Annotated in this window: 15 protein-coding genes; 10 read left to right on the top strand and 5 right to left on the bottom strand. The window is 57.6% G+C overall.

Going from position 1 to position 13774, the window contains the following annotated elements:
* From DD606_RS16535 to DD606_RS16525, 3 genes are all read left to right on the top strand, one after another.
* Positions 1 to 523, top strand: a 523-nt coding sequence (locus DD606_RS16535) for a TolC family protein (RefSeq protein ID WP_176691446.1), incomplete at its 5' end; no start/stop codon positions are given.
* 49 nt (positions 524 to 572) lie between these two features.
* Positions 573 to 1730 carry a multidrug effflux MFS transporter gene (locus tag DD606_RS16530; protein WP_032646699.1) on the top strand — a complete coding sequence of 386 codons (1158 nt, stop codon included), beginning with the start codon at positions 573 to 575 and terminating at the stop codon, positions 1728 to 1730.
* 82 nt (positions 1731 to 1812) lie between these two features.
* Positions 1813 to 2109 (top strand): YicS family protein, encoded by a 297-nt coding sequence (locus DD606_RS16525; RefSeq protein WP_003861030.1) that lies wholly within the window; start codon positions 1813 to 1815, stop codon positions 2107 to 2109.
* Between the two features lie 48 nt (positions 2110 to 2157).
* Here DD606_RS16525 and DD606_RS16520 read toward each other — a convergent pair whose 3' ends face one another.
* A complete protein-coding gene (locus tag DD606_RS16520; protein ID WP_003861033.1) occupies positions 2158 to 3108 on the bottom strand; it encodes a LacI family DNA-binding transcriptional regulator in 951 nt (316 codons plus the stop codon).
* Positions 3109 to 3401: 293 nt separating this feature from the next.
* Between DD606_RS16520 and DD606_RS16515 the strand changes: the two genes are divergently transcribed.
* The 6 genes from DD606_RS16515 (at position 3402) to DD606_RS16490 (ending at position 9326) form a co-directional block, all read left to right on the top strand.
* Complete coding sequence (locus DD606_RS16515) at positions 3402 to 3716, top strand: PTS sugar transporter subunit IIB (protein WP_003861034.1); 315 nt, start codon at positions 3402 to 3404, stop codon at positions 3714 to 3716.
* Positions 3717 to 3727: 11 nt separating this feature from the next.
* Positions 3728 to 5056, top strand: a complete 1329-nt coding sequence (locus DD606_RS16510; protein ID WP_003861036.1) for a PTS cellobiose transporter subunit IIC — start codon at positions 3728 to 3730, stop codon at positions 5054 to 5056.
* A gap of 17 nt (positions 5057 to 5073) precedes the next feature.
* Positions 5074 to 6450 carry a glycoside hydrolase family 1 protein gene (locus DD606_RS16505; protein ID WP_129258891.1) on the top strand — a complete coding sequence of 459 codons (1377 nt, stop codon included), beginning with the start codon at positions 5074 to 5076 and terminating at the stop codon, positions 6448 to 6450.
* Between the two features lie 5 nt (positions 6451 to 6455).
* On the top strand, positions 6456 to 6758 hold the full coding sequence (locus tag DD606_RS16500) for a PTS lactose/cellobiose transporter subunit IIA (protein ID WP_014168006.1): 303 nt from the start codon (positions 6456 to 6458) through the stop codon (positions 6756 to 6758).
* A gap of 138 nt (positions 6759 to 6896) precedes the next feature.
* Entirely contained in the window at positions 6897 to 8276 is a 1380-nt protein-coding gene (locus DD606_RS16495; protein ID WP_022650103.1) for a carbohydrate porin, read from the top strand.
* 144 nt (positions 8277 to 8420) lie between these two features.
* On the top strand, positions 8421 to 9326 hold the full coding sequence (locus DD606_RS16490) for an EamA family transporter (RefSeq protein WP_023315096.1): 906 nt from the start codon (positions 8421 to 8423) through the stop codon (positions 9324 to 9326).
* A gap of 48 nt (positions 9327 to 9374) precedes the next feature.
* Here DD606_RS16490 and nepI read toward each other — a convergent pair whose 3' ends face one another.
* From nepI to DD606_RS16475, 3 genes are all read right to left on the bottom strand, one after another.
* Positions 9375 to 10565 (bottom strand): purine ribonucleoside efflux pump NepI, encoded by a 1191-nt coding sequence (gene nepI / locus DD606_RS16485; protein WP_023326393.1) that lies wholly within the window; start codon positions 10563 to 10565, stop codon positions 9375 to 9377.
* A 65-nt stretch (positions 10566 to 10630) separates the two neighbouring features.
* Positions 10631 to 11158, bottom strand: coding sequence for an SRPBCC domain-containing protein (locus DD606_RS16480; protein ID WP_003861040.1), 528 nt, complete (start codon positions 11156 to 11158; stop codon positions 10631 to 10633).
* 97 nt (positions 11159 to 11255) lie between these two features.
* Positions 11256 to 11708 (bottom strand): DUF1198 domain-containing protein, encoded by a 453-nt coding sequence (locus DD606_RS16475; RefSeq protein WP_003861042.1) that lies wholly within the window; start codon positions 11706 to 11708, stop codon positions 11256 to 11258.
* A 99-nt stretch (positions 11709 to 11807) separates the two neighbouring features.
* On the opposite strand from DD606_RS16475, the gene DD606_RS16470 reads away from it, so the two are divergent.
* Entirely contained in the window at positions 11808 to 12710 is a 903-nt protein-coding gene (locus tag DD606_RS16470) for a LysR family transcriptional regulator (protein ID WP_023323928.1), read from the top strand.
* On the opposite strand, the gene DD606_RS16465 is transcribed toward DD606_RS16470, so the two are convergent.
* A complete protein-coding gene (locus DD606_RS16465; protein WP_129258889.1) occupies positions 12698 to 13702 on the bottom strand; it encodes an alpha/beta fold hydrolase in 1005 nt (334 codons plus the stop codon). The genes DD606_RS16470 and DD606_RS16465 overlap by 13 nt on opposite strands.
* Positions 13703 to 13774 lie beyond the last annotated feature (72 nt).

Raw genomic sequence — 13774 nt, 5'->3', positions numbered from 1 at the left:
GGAACACAACCTGCTGAGCGCCAACGCCAACATCGGCGCGGCGCGCGCCAACTTCTTCCCGACCATCTCGCTCACCGCCAGCGCGGGCGTCGGCAGCGATTCGCTGTCGTCCCTGTTCAGCCACGGGATGAAGGTCTGGTCGTTTGCACCTTCCATCACCCTGCCGCTGTTCAGCGGCGGCAACAATATGGCGCAGCTGCGCTATGCGGAAGCCGAGAAAAAAGGGTTAATTGCGACCTATGAGAAAACCATCCAGAGCGCGTTCAAGGACGTGGCCGACGCGCTGGCCCGGCGCGAAACGTTGAGTGAACAGCTTGATGCCCAGCGTGAATACGTGGCGGCGGAGCAAAAAACGCTGGATGTGGCGACGCGCAGTTACAAGGCTGGCGCGGGCGATTATCTGACGGTGCTCACCGCGCAGCGGTCGCTGTGGTCGGCGCAGGAATCACTGATTGCCTTGCAGCAAACCGACCTGGAAAACCGCATCACGCTGTGGCAATCGCTGGGCGGCGGGATTCAGTAACATCACTGCCGGGCGGCGCAACGTTGCCCGGCCATCAGAGTAAATACCTATGGCAAAACTCTCTTTTTCTTTCGCGGCCATCCTTGGCCTGCTGACGGCGATCGGGCCGCTGTGTTCCGATTTTTATCTTCCGGCGCTGCCGGAGATCGCCACCCAGCTCAACACCTCCACAACGCTGACGCAGCTTTCTCTTACCTCGGCGCTGATTGGCCTGGGGCTGGGACAACTTTTTTTCGGCCCGCTAAGCGATCGCATCGGACGTAAAACGCCGCTGCTGTTCTCACTTTTGCTGTTTGTACTGGCTTCAGTGCTTTGTGCCAGCACGCAGAATATTTACGCCCTGATCGGCTGGCGATTTGTGCAGGGCGTTGCCGGGGCGGGCGGCTCCGTACTTGCCCGCTCCATCGCCCGTGATAACTATCATGGCACGATGCTAACGCAGTTTTTTGCCCTACTGATGACGGTCAACGGCATCGCGCCCGTGGTGTCCCCGGTACTCGGTGGCTATATCGCGTCGCATTTCGACTGGCGGATGCTGTTCTGGGTAATGGCAGGGGCGGGTCTGGCGCTGCTGATCGCCAGCCAGCTTTTTATCCGCGAGTCCCTCACAGAGAAACAGGGCGGGGGATCGCTGACGCAAACCGCCAGGACGGTACTTAAAAATCGTCGCTTTATGCGCTACTGCCTGATCCAGGCCTTCATGCTGGCGGGGCTGTTCGCCTATATCGGGGCATCCTCCTTTGTGATGCAAAACGAGTATGGCCTGAGCGCCATGCAGTTCAGCCTGCTGTTCGGTGTGAACGGTATCGGCCTGATCGTCTCAGCGCTGATTTTCTCCCGTCTGGCACGCCGACACCCGGCGGAAGGGTTAATGCAAATAGGTCTGGTGTTGGCCGTAACCTGCGCGGGGCTGACGTTGCTCTTTGCGTGGATGCAGCTTTCCGTTCCGGCACTGATTGCACTCTTTTTCACCGTCGCATTTAACAGCGGGATCAGCACCATTGCGGGTTCAGAAGCGATGAGCGCAGTCGACGCGAAGGAGTCCGGCACAGCGTCAGCCATTCTGGGCATGCTGATGTTTTTATTCGGCGGGATCGCAGCGCCTCTCGCCGGTATCGGCGGAGAAACGATGCTGAAAATGAGTCTCGCGGTGTTAGTAAGCTATGGCATTGCACTGGCGATCGGATCCCGCACGCAGAATGCGTAAATTCATACTTTTGGCTTGAATCGCGTTGATGAATGTAACGATATATTTCAGGGGAAGCATGTGACTTTCAAAGGAGGTTTCGATGAAATCTGCACACCTGGTTTGCCTGCTCGTTTGCCTGATTTTCGCTGCGTTTGTTCACGCGCAGGAGAAGAGCGCTCCGGAGAAAGAGGCCCAGATAAAACAGCAGGTCCTGAAAGATGTAAAGAAAACCTGTACCCCGCAGAAAAAGCAGAGCGATAAAGCCTGGCAGGCGATGATTTTGTCGTCTGAGGCCAATCAGCTGCTGATCAAAAACGCCATCACCGCCGTGAAGCGTGACAACCTGGACGCCTACTGGGATGCAGTAAGTCAGGTGGATTGTATGGAAGATTACTGAGGGTTGAGCGCCGGGTGGCGCTGCGCTTACCCGGCCTACATTACACGTTTAACGCTTCCGCACATCCGGAATAATTAAATCCCCGCGCAGCACGTAGGACCCCAGCATCTGCGTTTTCTCTGTCAGCCAGCTCACGATACGCGCCGCCATGGCGTCCATGGAATACTCAATGGCCGGGATCACCGGGATACCCGGCAGATGCAGCGAACCGCCGAGGCTAAAGACCATGATGTCTTCCGGTACCGATTTATTAAACGCCTGTAACTGCGGGATCACCCGCTGGGCTTCCTGCTCATCCGCCACCAGCAGCGCGTTGAAGTTCAGCGTGGACGCGTTGTTGAGTAATTCCTGAAGCGCAACGGACGATGAAGTTGCGTCCATAAACACGAGGTTGCGATTAAAGGGCAGGAAGTTTTTCTCCAGCGCATGTTTGTAACCCAACAGCACCTGATCGGCAAAGCCGCTGCCGTGCGGGTGGATGAGCGCTATCTGGCGACGCCCCTGGCTGGTGAGATAGTTGCAGGCTGTTTCAGCCGCGAACGCGTGATCGAACTGAATGCTGTTGGCGTTATCGGCTTCCATACAGTCGACCAGAATCACGTTGTCCATGTCCACGTCCAGCGGGAAACGCGCGCCAATCACCAGAATGTCATCACATAAGCCGCAGGAGAGTTCTTCAAGGGCGTTCATCACTTCTGTTTTCGTGTGTGCGAAACGCAGCAGCAGATGTTTTTGATGCTGGCTGAGGTGTTTTTCCAGCGCGTACAGGTAACCGGTGGTCTGGTTAATGTTTTCCTGCGCGCAAATCACCCCAATGCAGCCCGTCGACTGGCTGAGCAGCGACTGGGCGATCACGTTGGGACGATAGTTCAGCTCGTCCACCGCTTTCAGAACAGCCTGGCGGCTGGCTTCTTTAACGCCACGCGACCCGCTCAACACCCGTGATACCGTGGCTTTGGACACCCCGGCCAGACGCGATACATCGTTGATTGTAGACATCTCTCTCCCCTGTCAGACGCAACTGGCGTCTGTAATTTCCATCACCGCTACGGCTCACATTATAGCCAAAACGGAGTATATCCGTTTCCGTTTTCCATGGAAACCGATTTTCCGTTTCCACTCAATTTGATGCCAAAACAGCCAAATTATGTGACCCACATCCGGTTAATTAGCCTCATAAGTATTGGATCTTGATGGTTGTCACACTTCTGTCTTTTATAAATGGAAACCGGTTTCCGTATCATGTCCAATCATCCTCGCAATAACTTTTTACATTTTGAGGATGGTTGTCGATGTTCAAGATTATGCTGTGCTGCTCTGCCGGGATGTCCACCAGCCTGCTGGTCAGCAAAATGATCGATGTTGCAAAAGAACGGGGCTTACCCGTGAAGATAGATGCGTATGGCGTATCCGAATTTGATACGCAGTTTCCGCACTATCAGGTGGTGCTTCTCGGACCGCAAGTGAAATACATGTTAAAGACACTCTCAGACAAGGCAGCGACGCAAGGCATTCCGGTGCAGCCCATCGACATGATGGATTACGGCATGCAGCGTGGCGATAAAGTACTGGACTATGCTCTGTCGCTTATCGAAGCGGCACACTAAAAGGTGTTCACATGAGTTCGTTATATCAATCTATGGTCGCGGTCATTGAGCAATCAATTACCCCGCTGGCCGCGAAGCTGGGTCAGCAAAAGTATGTGATTGCCATCCGCGACGGCTTTACCGCCGCGCTGCCGTTTATGATCATCGGCTCGTTTATGCTGGTGTTTATCTTCCCGCCGTTTTCGGCGGATACCACCAACAGCTTCGCCCGCGGCTGGCTGGATTTCTCCGAGACCTACCGCGAACAGCTGATGCTGCCCTTTAACCTCAGCATGGGCGTGATGACCTTCTTCATCTCGGTGGGGATTGGGGCGAGCCTGGGGCGTCAGTTTAACCTCGATCCGGTGATGTCCGGCCTGCTGGCCTTTATGGCCTTCCTGCTGGTCGCAGCACCCTATGCCGATGGCAAAATTTCGACCCAGTATCTCTCCGGCCAGGGGATCTTCACTGCGCTTATCACCGCGATCTACTCCACCCGCGTGTACGCGTGGCTGAAGCAGAACAACGTCACCATCCGCCTGCCGAAAGAGGTGCCGACCGGCGTGGCGCGTTCGTTTGAGATCCTGATCCCGGTGATGGTGGTGATCGGGACGCTGCACCCGCTGAACCTGTTCATTGAAGCGCAGACCGGCATGATTATCCCGCAGGCGATCATGCACCTGCTGGAGCCGCTGGTCTCGGCGTCTGACTCCCTGCCCGCGATTCTGCTCTCCGTGCTGCTGTGCCAGATCTTCTGGTTCGCGGGTATCCACGGGTCGCTGATTGTCACCGGCATCATGAACCCGTTCTGGATGGCGAACCTCTCTGCAAACCAGGCGGCACTGGCGGCGGGCGCGGCGCTGCCGCACGTTTATCTGCAAGGTTTCTGGGATCACTACCTGCTGATTGGCGGCGTAGGCTCGACCCTGCCGCTGGCGTTCCTCCTGCTGCGTAGCCGCGTTACCCATCTGCGCACCATCGGCAAAATGGGCGTTGTGCCAAGCTTCTTTAACATCAACGAACCGATTCTGTTCGGCGCGCCGATCATCATGAACCCGATGCTGTTTATCCCGTTCGTGTTCGTTCCGCTGGTCAACGCCTGCCTGGCGTACGGCGCAACTAAACTCGGCTGGCTGGCTCAGGTGGTTTCGTTAACCCCGTGGACCACGCCCGCGCCGATTGGCGCCTCGTGGGCGGCGAACTGGGCGCTGAGCCCGGTGGTGATGTGCCTCGTCTGCATGGTGATGTCGGCGCTGATGTACCTGCCGTTCCTGCGCGCCTATGAGCGTACGCTGATTAAAAACGAAGAGCAGAAAGCCCAGGCTGCAACCGTGGGTGCCGCTGAAGCCACAAGCAATTAAGTCAAAGAGGAAGGGTCATGAAATACGCATTTCCCGATAACTTCTGGTGGGGCAGCGCAAGCTCCGCTCTCCAGACGGAAGGGACACGAGAGGGTGAAACCACGTGGGACTACTGGTTTGCCCGCGAGCCGAACCGTTTTCACAACGGCGTGGGGCCGCAGCACACCTCCACGTTTTATCAGCACTGGAAAACGGACATTCAGCTGTTAAAGCAGCTGAACCACAACAGCTTTCGCACCTCGATTAGCTGGGCGCGCCTGATCCCCGACGGTATCGGTGAAGTGAGCCCGGACGCGGTCGATTTTTACAATCAGGTCATTGATGAGCTAAACGAGCAGGGCATCACGCCGTTTATCACCCTGTTCCATTTCGACATGCCGATGGCGATGCAGGAGATTGGCGGCTGGGAAAACCGTGACGTGGTGGACGCGTACGCCCGCTATGCGCAGATTTGCTTCGAGCTGTTCGGCGATCGCGTGCTGCACTGGTTTACCTTCAATGAGCCGATTGTTCCGGTGGAAGGCGGTTATCTGTACGACTTCCACTACCCGAACGTGGTGGATTTTCGTCGGGCAGCCACCGTGGCGTATCACACCGTGCTGGCCCATGCGAAGGCGGTGCAGGCCTACCGCGCCGGGCACTACGCGGGGGAGATCGGCATCGTGCTGAACCTGACGCCGTCTTACCCGCGCTCCCGGAACCCGGCAGACGTGAAGGCAGCGCACATTGCGGATTTAATGTTTAACCGCAGCTTCCTCGACCCGGTGCTGCGCGGGGAGTATCCGGCCGACCTGGTGGCATTGCTGAAATCTTACGATCAGCTGCCCGCCTGCAAGCCGGAAGACGGCTTCCTGATTGCGGAAGGGAAAATCGACCTGCTCGGCATTAACTACTATCAGCCGCGTCGCGTGAAGTGTCGCGACAGCGCGGTGAACCCGCAGGCGCCGTTTATGCCGGAGTGGTTCTTTGATAATTACGAGATGCCGGGCCGCAAGATGAACCCGTACCGCGGCTGGGAAATCTACGAGCCGGGTATTTACGATATTCTGGTTAACCTGCGCGACAATTACGGCAACCCCCGCTGCTTTATTTCGGAAAACGGCATGGGTGTCGAAAATGAGCAGCGCTTTATTGAAAACGGCCAGATTAACGATCAATACCGCATTGATTTTATTTCTGAGCATTTATCGTGGCTGCACAAAGGTATTAGCGAAGGCTGCAATTGCCTTGGCTACCATATGTGGACGTTTATTGATAACTGGTCGTGGTGTAATGCGTATAAAAACCGCTACGGTTTTATTCAGCTCGATGTAGAGACGCAGCAGCGCACCATTAAAAAAAGCGGAGAGTGGTTTGCCGCCACCGCCTTAAATAATAGTTTTGATAAAGAGTAAAGATAATGATCGCACTAGAAGAAGCCGTAATGGAAATTATCGTCAACGCCGGGCAGTCCCGCAGCCTGTGCTTTGAAGCCCTGCACGCGGCGCGCCAGGGCAACCTTGACGAGGCCAAAAGCCTGCTGCGCGAAGCCGACGGCTACGCGCGCCAGGCGCACAAGATGCAGACCAAACTGATTGAGCAGGACGCGGGCGAAGCCCGCCAGCCGATGACATTAATTATGGTGCACGCGCAGGATCATTTAATGAATTCGCTATTAGCGCGTGAATTATCTGAAGAGATTATTCATTTATATCAGAGATAGTCTATGGCGAAATAATTTAATGTAATACCTCTGTACCTAAAACTAGAAATCCACTTGTTCTGATGATAGCGACATATTCTGTCAGATCGGAGCGGGATGGTTATTGTCTGAATAAAATTAAACTATATTGAGATAACCATGAATACGATTAAAAAACTTCCATTAACCATGGCGGTTATCGCCGCGCTTTGCCCAATTTCCGTCCTCGCTCAGGAATTCACTCAGGAGCAAATCGACGCCATTGTGGCGAAAGCGGTGGATAAAGCCCTGGCCGAGCGTCAGGCTAAAATGGATGCGGCGGTCGCGAAAAAAGCGGACGTGGTGACCGAGCCGCAGAGCGCGGCGCAATCCCCGGATATGGCGATCCCGTTCGGGGTTAAATTTACCGGCTACGCCCGCTACGGCGCGCACTTCCAGGCTGCCGATCAGAAATACGTGGCTGTCGATGGCTCCTACAACGGCGCGTCCGCGATCGGTCGTCTGGGTAACGAAGGCAACGGCGGCGAGTTCCAGCTCTCCAAAGCTTTCAAGGGCGAAAACGGCGCCATCTGGGACATCAACGTGATGATCGACCACTGGGGCGACGAAGTTAACCTCAAGAAAGCCTACGCCGGCGTGACCAACATTATGGCCTCCAACCCGAACGCCTACTTCTGGGCGGGTCGCGACTTCCACCAGCGTCCGCAGCAGGGCATCAACGATTACTTCTGGATGAACCACGACGGTCAGGGCGCCGGGGTGAAGAACTTCGATATCGGCGGCGTGCAGTTTGACGTCGCTGCCGTGGCGGCAGTGGAATCCTGTAGCCCGGAAGTGATGGAAGACGAAGCGAACCCGTCACGCATCACCTGTACCGGCGGGTCCGGCACGGGCGACAAAGGTAACTACGCGGCCACCTCTAAAATCCACGGCATGAAGCTCGGTCCGCTGGATCTGGAGCTGTACGCCAACTACGGCTTTGATTCAAAAGCGGTAGAGAGTGACGAGCGTCTGAACGCCTGGCAGGGCGGCGTGGTGCTGAGCCACACCAACGACAGCGGCGTGAACAAGGTGATCGCCCGCTACTCCGATAATTCTGACAACAGCGTGTTCAATAAAACCGAAGACCTGACCACGGTCTACGCCAGCTTCGAAGGGCTGTACAAATTCACCCAGGCGACGCAGGTGGAGTACATCCTCGCCTTCCACGATTACGACAATAGCCGCGATAAGACCGACAACCGCAAGAACTACAATGCCATCGTGCGCCCGATGCACTGGTGGAACGACGTTCACTCCACCTGGCTGGAAGCGGGCTGGCAGCACGTGGATTACGACAACGGCGGCGACAACAAGGGCTGGAAGCTGACCCTGTCGCAGAACATGTCTATCGCCATGGGGCCGGAGTTCCGCCCGATGCTGCGCTTCTACGTGACCGGCGGCAAGGTGGATAACGAACGCACCGCGCGCGTGAACAACACCAAAGATGAGACGCTGGACGACTTCAACGTCGGCGCGATGTGGGAGGCGTGGTTCTAAAGTAAAAGCAAAACGGCAACGAAAGTTGCCGTTTTTAATGTTCGCTCCCTCTCCCCGTGGGAGAGGGCCGGGGTGAGGGCATCAGGCCGCACACAACCATGCTATGCTGTTGACCGAATTAACGACAACATAACAGGGGAGAACATGGGTTCCACACGCAAAGGGATGCTCAACGTCCTGATCGCCGCCGTTTTATGGGGCAGTTCCGGGGTTTGCGCGCAGTACATCATGGAGAAAAGCCACATTTCTTCGCCTTACCTGACCATGGTTCGTCTGCTGTTTACCGGCGTGATCCTGTTGACGCTCTCCTTCGTTCACGGCGACAAGATTTTCTCGGTCATCAAAAACCGCAAAGACGCCCTCAGCCTGCTGTTTTTCTCGCTGGTTGGCGCGCTCACCGTGCAGCTCACCTTCCTGCTGACGATTGAAAAATCCAACGCTGCGACGGCCACCGTGCTCCAGTTTCTGTCGCCGACCATTATCGTGGCATGGTTTGCGCTGGCGCGGAAAACGCGTCCCGGCATATTTGTCTTATCCGCGATTTTCACGTCGCTTGTGGGTACCTTCCTGCTGGTCACCCACGGCGACCCGACGTCGCTCTCCATCTCGCCTGCCGCGCTGTTCTTCGGTATCGCCTCAGCGTTTGCCGCGGCGTTTTACACCACCTATCCATCGACGCTGATTGCCCGCTACGGCACGCTGCCGATTGTCGGCTGGAGTATGTTGATTGCGGGATTAATGCTGACGCCGTTCTACGCCGGACGCGGCACCACCTTCGTGATCGACGGCGGCCTGCTGCTGGCGTTTTTCTACCTGGTGGTGATTGGCACCGCGCTGACGTTCAGCCTGTATCTGAAAGGCGCACAGATGATCGGCGGGCCGAAAGCGAGCATTCTGAGCTGCGCCGAACCGCTGAGCAGCGCGCTGCTGTCGGTGGTGTTGCTGGGGGTGGCATTCACCCTGCCGGACTGGCTGGGGACGCTGTTGATTGTGTCGTCGGTGGTGTTGATTTCGATGGATTCACGCAGAAGGGTTAAGGCATCGGCGTAGCCTGATGCCCTCACCCCAACCCTCTCCCACGGGAGAGGGAGAAAAGCACTACTTCGCCTTAACCTTCCCCGCCACCAGCAGCGCCGTCAGCAGCATCAGCGTGCCGGAAATCACCAGCGGTGACGTCAGCCCCAGATGGTCGAGCGCTACGCCGCCCACCGCCGCGCCGCAGGTGTTCGCCAGCTGGATCACCGCTACCTGAATCGACCCGGCTTTTTCCGCCTGATCGGCAAGCGAGCGGGTGATCCACGTCGACCAGCCCACCGGCACCAGCGCAAAGGCAAAGCCCCAGATAATCGCGATCGCCGAAGCCACCCACTTATCGCTACCCCACAACACCAGCACCGCGGCGCTGATCGCCAGCACCAGCGGGGCACCCGCCAGCGCCACCTTCAGGGAGCGCTTCAGGAACTGAGACGACAGTGAGGTGCCGACAAAGCTGGCGATACCGAAGCTCAGGAGCACCAGCGTCAGGCCGTCCACGTCAAAGCCCGCCATGGTCATATACACCGGGCGGATATAGGTGAAGAAAGCAAACTGCCCGGCAAAGGCCATGAAGATGGCGGTCATCCCCGCCAGCACGCCCGGACGTTTCAGCAGCGCGAACATGTTCTGTTTGTGGTGCGCCGCCTCACCCGGCAGGGACGGCAGCGCTTTCCACACCCAGATAATGCACAACACGCCCATCACCGCCGCCGCGTTGAACACGTTACGCCAGCCGATAATCCCGCCGAGGAAGCTGCCCAGCGGCGCGGCAATCACCAGCGCGATGGAGACCGCGCCGAAGATGACGGACAGGGCCTTCGGCACCGTACGCGCGGGCACCAGGCGCATGGTCAGCGAGGCGGACATCGCCCAGAAGCCGCCTAATCCCAGCCCCAGGCAGGCACGGCCGAGCAGCAGCAGGGTGAAGCTTTCAGCGAAAGAGACCAGCAGGCAGGAGAGCGTCAGCAGCACGCTGAACAGAATGACCACTTTACGACGGTCAATGGTGCCGATCGCCTGAGTGATAAACAGGCTGGCGAACATCGCCACAAACGCGGTGACGGTAACGGACTGCCCCGCCACGCCCTCGGAAATGCCCAGATCCTGCGCCATCGGCGTCAGCAGGCTCACCGGTAGAAACTCAACGGTAATCAGGCAGGCGACGCAGAACGCCACGGAGAAAACCGCCGACCAGTTGGGGCGCGACACCTCTTTGGTCTGCGGTGTGGTCGTGGGCTGGGTATGTTCTGTCATGGCATCACCTGAAGATAAAAACGTGCGGAAAAGTCGCGCAGTTTATCATCAAAAGTGTGACGAATTTAACGTTTCGACAACTTTTCTTGCATCGCTGCATTCGCCAGCCCAACGATCCACTCCTGGTGCCCGTTGATCATCGGATTCGGCACGGTGCGAGCAAGTTCCTGTGCAGGAACGCCTTTCTGCGACTCCTGAGTCAGAATACGGACGCGGTTTCCCGGCAAGTCTTCAAACAGCCAGGCGTGGATCACATCCAGACGCGAGCTGGCATCGCCCTCCACCCAGCCGTGCCAGGCGATCCGTGCGGCTTCGCCGTCAACGGGCGGAACATACTCCGTGACCTGCGCCTCAACCGGGAAGCCAAAGGTCGTAAAGCGGAAGCGGGCGTTGGCGCTCAGTTCCGGACCGCTGCCGTCGTGAAAACGAATATCTTCGGCGTTGCTGTAGTAGTTCGGCCACAGGGTAGTGTCGTTAAGCTGCGCCCAAATCTCTTTTGCGCTCAGCCCGGCGACGATGATTTCGTTGGATGCAAAGTTATCGGTTGTGCCTGGCAGGTAGTCGTTTGGCCAGATAATGGCGGATTGTTTCATGGTTCACCTCAGCAGCGAGTGGATGAAGTGATGGTGCGCCTGCGGCAGATATAAATCTAATGACGATGCTTTATACTCTTCATCACGTTTCGTGATATCAGTGCAGATAAAACACGCCCTCTTCCGGGAGGAAAAGCTGGTTATAGCGCAGCTGGAAGGCGTCAAGCTCCTGCGGATCGGGCTCTATCTCGCGCATGAAGCCGAGCGCGAGGCGGATTTGCGCATCGGTGATCGGTGCGGCCAGGCGGGCTTTACGCAGCATGCGGTGCCAGGTATGCAGATTCTCTTCGCTCCCGTCGACGATGCAGACCTGCCAGATAAGCAGGACCTGGGCGGCGTTTTGCAGGTGCGCTTCGTCTGGGCGCTCAAGGTAGCGGATAAACTCATTGCCCGGCGTTTTACCGAACTGGTCGATCATCGATTCTACCGGCATCGGGGTGATACCCAGCCGTTCGCTCAAGCGTTTGATGGCGCGGCGGGAATCCGAGGTCAGGACACGAAACCCAACTACAAACACCACGGCAAGCGTTGCCAGCATTATCCAGACCATGCGTTCTCCTTAGACTAGCCGCCCATCATAGCGGGAAACGCAACGCGTCGACAGCGGGCAGCGCCATAATAGTGAACGGAAAAGAGGTAGCAAAACATCATGAAAGCGGATCTGCGCACGCTGGATCTAAACCTGCTGAAAACGCTTGACGCTCTGCTGGATGAACGCAGCGTCACCCGCGCGGCGGCGCGTCTTGCTCTGACCCAGCCCGCCGTGAGCGGCATGCTCAACCGCCTGCGGGACTACTTCGACGATCCGCTCTTTATCCGCGCCCCGCACGGCATGGTGCCAACCACGCGCGCGGAAGCGCTGGCCGCTCCGGTGAAGCGCATTCTCGCGGATATCGACGTGCTGCTTCAGCCCGTTGCCTTTGACCCAAATACCGCTCGCCTCACCTTCACTCTTGCCGCTACGGATTATGCACTTCGGGCGGTTGTTGTGCCGTTTATCGCCGCCCTTAAAACACAGGCGCCTGGCATACGCGTGCGCGTGGTGCCCGTTACCCCCGGTAGCCTTGTCAGCCAGCTTGAGCAGGGCGCTATTGACGTAGCGCTTATCACCCCCCACACCACGCCCGATGAGCTTCACAGCCGTGCGCTTTATGATGAACGGTACGTATGCATGATGCGCGCCGATCATCCAAACGCCGGAGAGCCAATGACGTTAGACCGATTTTGCGCCCTTGAGCATGTGCTGGTCTCTTACGAGGGAGACGGCTTTCGCGGGGTAACCGATAGCGCGCTGGAGAAAATTGGCCGGACGCGGCACGTGGGGCTCTCGGTGAGCCACTTTTTGGTTCTGCCGGACGTGCTGGCCCTCAGCGATATGATTGCCGTCGTGCCGTCACGCATCGCGGAAAATCAGACGGGGATGTTCATCTGCGAGACGCCAGTTCCCGTGCCAGGCTTTACCAAGAGCATGGCCTGGCACGGCAGAACGCACCGCAATCCCGCGCAGGCGTGGCTGCGCGGGCTGTTGCTGCAAACCAGTCAGCGGGCCTGAAGCCCCTTAAGCAGCGCCTCGTGGAAGCGCTCAGGATCCTGCATCTGCGGCGCGTGGCCCATGTCGTTAAATTCCACCAGCGTAGCGTGCGGGATGCGCTTCGCCGTCTCCTTTCCCAGCACCGCATAGTTGCCGAGCGTTTTGCGGATCTCAGGCGGGGCGAGATCTTTCCCGATGGCGGTGTTGTCCTTCGTGCCGATCATCAATAATACCGGCATCTTCAGCTCGTTAAATTCATAGACGACCGGCTGGGTATAAATCATGTCGTAGAGCAGCGCCGAGTTCCACGCCACGCGCGCTTTGCCTGGCCCGTTGTTTAACCCGGCAAGCATGGTGACCCAGCGCTCGTACTCCGGCTTCCACTCCCCGGCGTAGTAGGTGTTTTTCTCGTACTGACGAATGCCGTCGGCGCTGACTTTCAGCTCGCGCTGGTACCACTGGTCAACCGTAATATGCGGCACGCCGCGCGCTTTCCAGTCCTCCAGGCCTATCGGGTTGACCATCACCAGCTGCTGCACCTGCTGCGGCCACATCAGCGCGTAGCGGGTCGCCAGCATGCCGCCGGTCGAATGGCCGATAACCGTGACGCGATCGACGCCCAGCGTTTTCAGCAGCGCGTGGGTGTTATCCGCCAGCTGCTGGAAGGTGTACTGATAATGCTCCGGCTTGGTGGATTTGCAGAAGCCGATCTGGTCGGGTGCGATCACGCGATACCCGCTGGCTGAAAGCGCGCGGATCGTTCCGTCCCAGGTACCGGCGCAGAAGTTTTTGCCGTGCATCAGCACCACGGTGTGGCCGTTGGGTTTTTCCGGCTTCACGTCCAGGTAAGCCATATCCAGAGGCTGGTTCTGCGAGGTAAAGGTAAAGTGTTTTACCGGCCAGCCGTAGTCAAAACCTTCCAGCTTCTCGCCGTAGGTGGGGGCATCCGCGGCCATTGCGGGGGAGGCCAGCGCCATCAACAGCGCCAGGCAGGACAATCGTCGGGTCAACATGCAAGCTCTCCGTTAGCAAAAAGGGCTAAGGCTGCACGAAAGGCGGCAGCAAAAAAACTGTAGAGCATGGAG

Source organism: Enterobacter cloacae complex sp. GF14B, assembly GCF_004136805.1.
Taxonomy (GTDB): Bacteria; Pseudomonadota; Gammaproteobacteria; order Enterobacterales; family Enterobacteriaceae; genus Enterobacter; species Enterobacter hormaechei_C.
This window is presented reverse-complemented; position numbering and strand designations above follow the sequence as displayed.

What these genes read in the sequence shown, in the direction of transcription:
- DD606_RS16530 (WP_032646699.1), top strand. Translation starts at nt 573, where the DNA reads ATGGCAAAACTCTCTTTTTCTTTCGCGGCCATCCTTGGCCTGCTGACG.
- DD606_RS16525 (WP_003861030.1), top strand. Translation starts at nt 1,813, where the DNA reads ATGAAATCTGCACACCTGGTTTGCCTGCTCGTTTGCCTGATTTTCGCT.
- DD606_RS16520 (WP_003861033.1), bottom strand. Translation starts at nt 3,108, where the DNA reads ATGTCTACAATCAACGATGTATCGCGTCTGGCCGGGGTGTCCAAAGCC.
- DD606_RS16515 (WP_003861034.1), top strand. Translation starts at nt 3,402, where the DNA reads ATGTTCAAGATTATGCTGTGCTGCTCTGCCGGGATGTCCACCAGCCTG.
- DD606_RS16510 (WP_003861036.1), top strand. Translation starts at nt 3,728, where the DNA reads ATGAGTTCGTTATATCAATCTATGGTCGCGGTCATTGAGCAATCAATT.
- DD606_RS16505 (WP_129258891.1), top strand. Translation starts at nt 5,074, where the DNA reads ATGAAATACGCATTTCCCGATAACTTCTGGTGGGGCAGCGCAAGCTCC.
- DD606_RS16500 (WP_014168006.1), top strand. Translation starts at nt 6,456, where the DNA reads ATGATCGCACTAGAAGAAGCCGTAATGGAAATTATCGTCAACGCCGGG.
- DD606_RS16495 (WP_022650103.1), top strand. Translation starts at nt 6,897, where the DNA reads ATGAATACGATTAAAAAACTTCCATTAACCATGGCGGTTATCGCCGCG.
- DD606_RS16490 (WP_023315096.1), top strand. Translation starts at nt 8,421, where the DNA reads ATGGGTTCCACACGCAAAGGGATGCTCAACGTCCTGATCGCCGCCGTT.
- nepI (WP_023326393.1), bottom strand. Translation starts at nt 10,565, where the DNA reads ATGACAGAACATACCCAGCCCACGACCACACCGCAGACCAAAGAGGTG.
- DD606_RS16480 (WP_003861040.1), bottom strand. Translation starts at nt 11,158, where the DNA reads ATGAAACAATCCGCCATTATCTGGCCAAACGACTACCTGCCAGGCACA.
- DD606_RS16475 (WP_003861042.1), bottom strand. Translation starts at nt 11,708, where the DNA reads ATGGTCTGGATAATGCTGGCAACGCTTGCCGTGGTGTTTGTAGTTGGG.
- DD606_RS16470 (WP_023323928.1), top strand. Translation starts at nt 11,808, where the DNA reads ATGAAAGCGGATCTGCGCACGCTGGATCTAAACCTGCTGAAAACGCTT.
- DD606_RS16465 (WP_129258889.1), bottom strand. Translation starts at nt 13,702, where the DNA reads ATGTTGACCCGACGATTGTCCTGCCTGGCGCTGTTGATGGCGCTGGCC.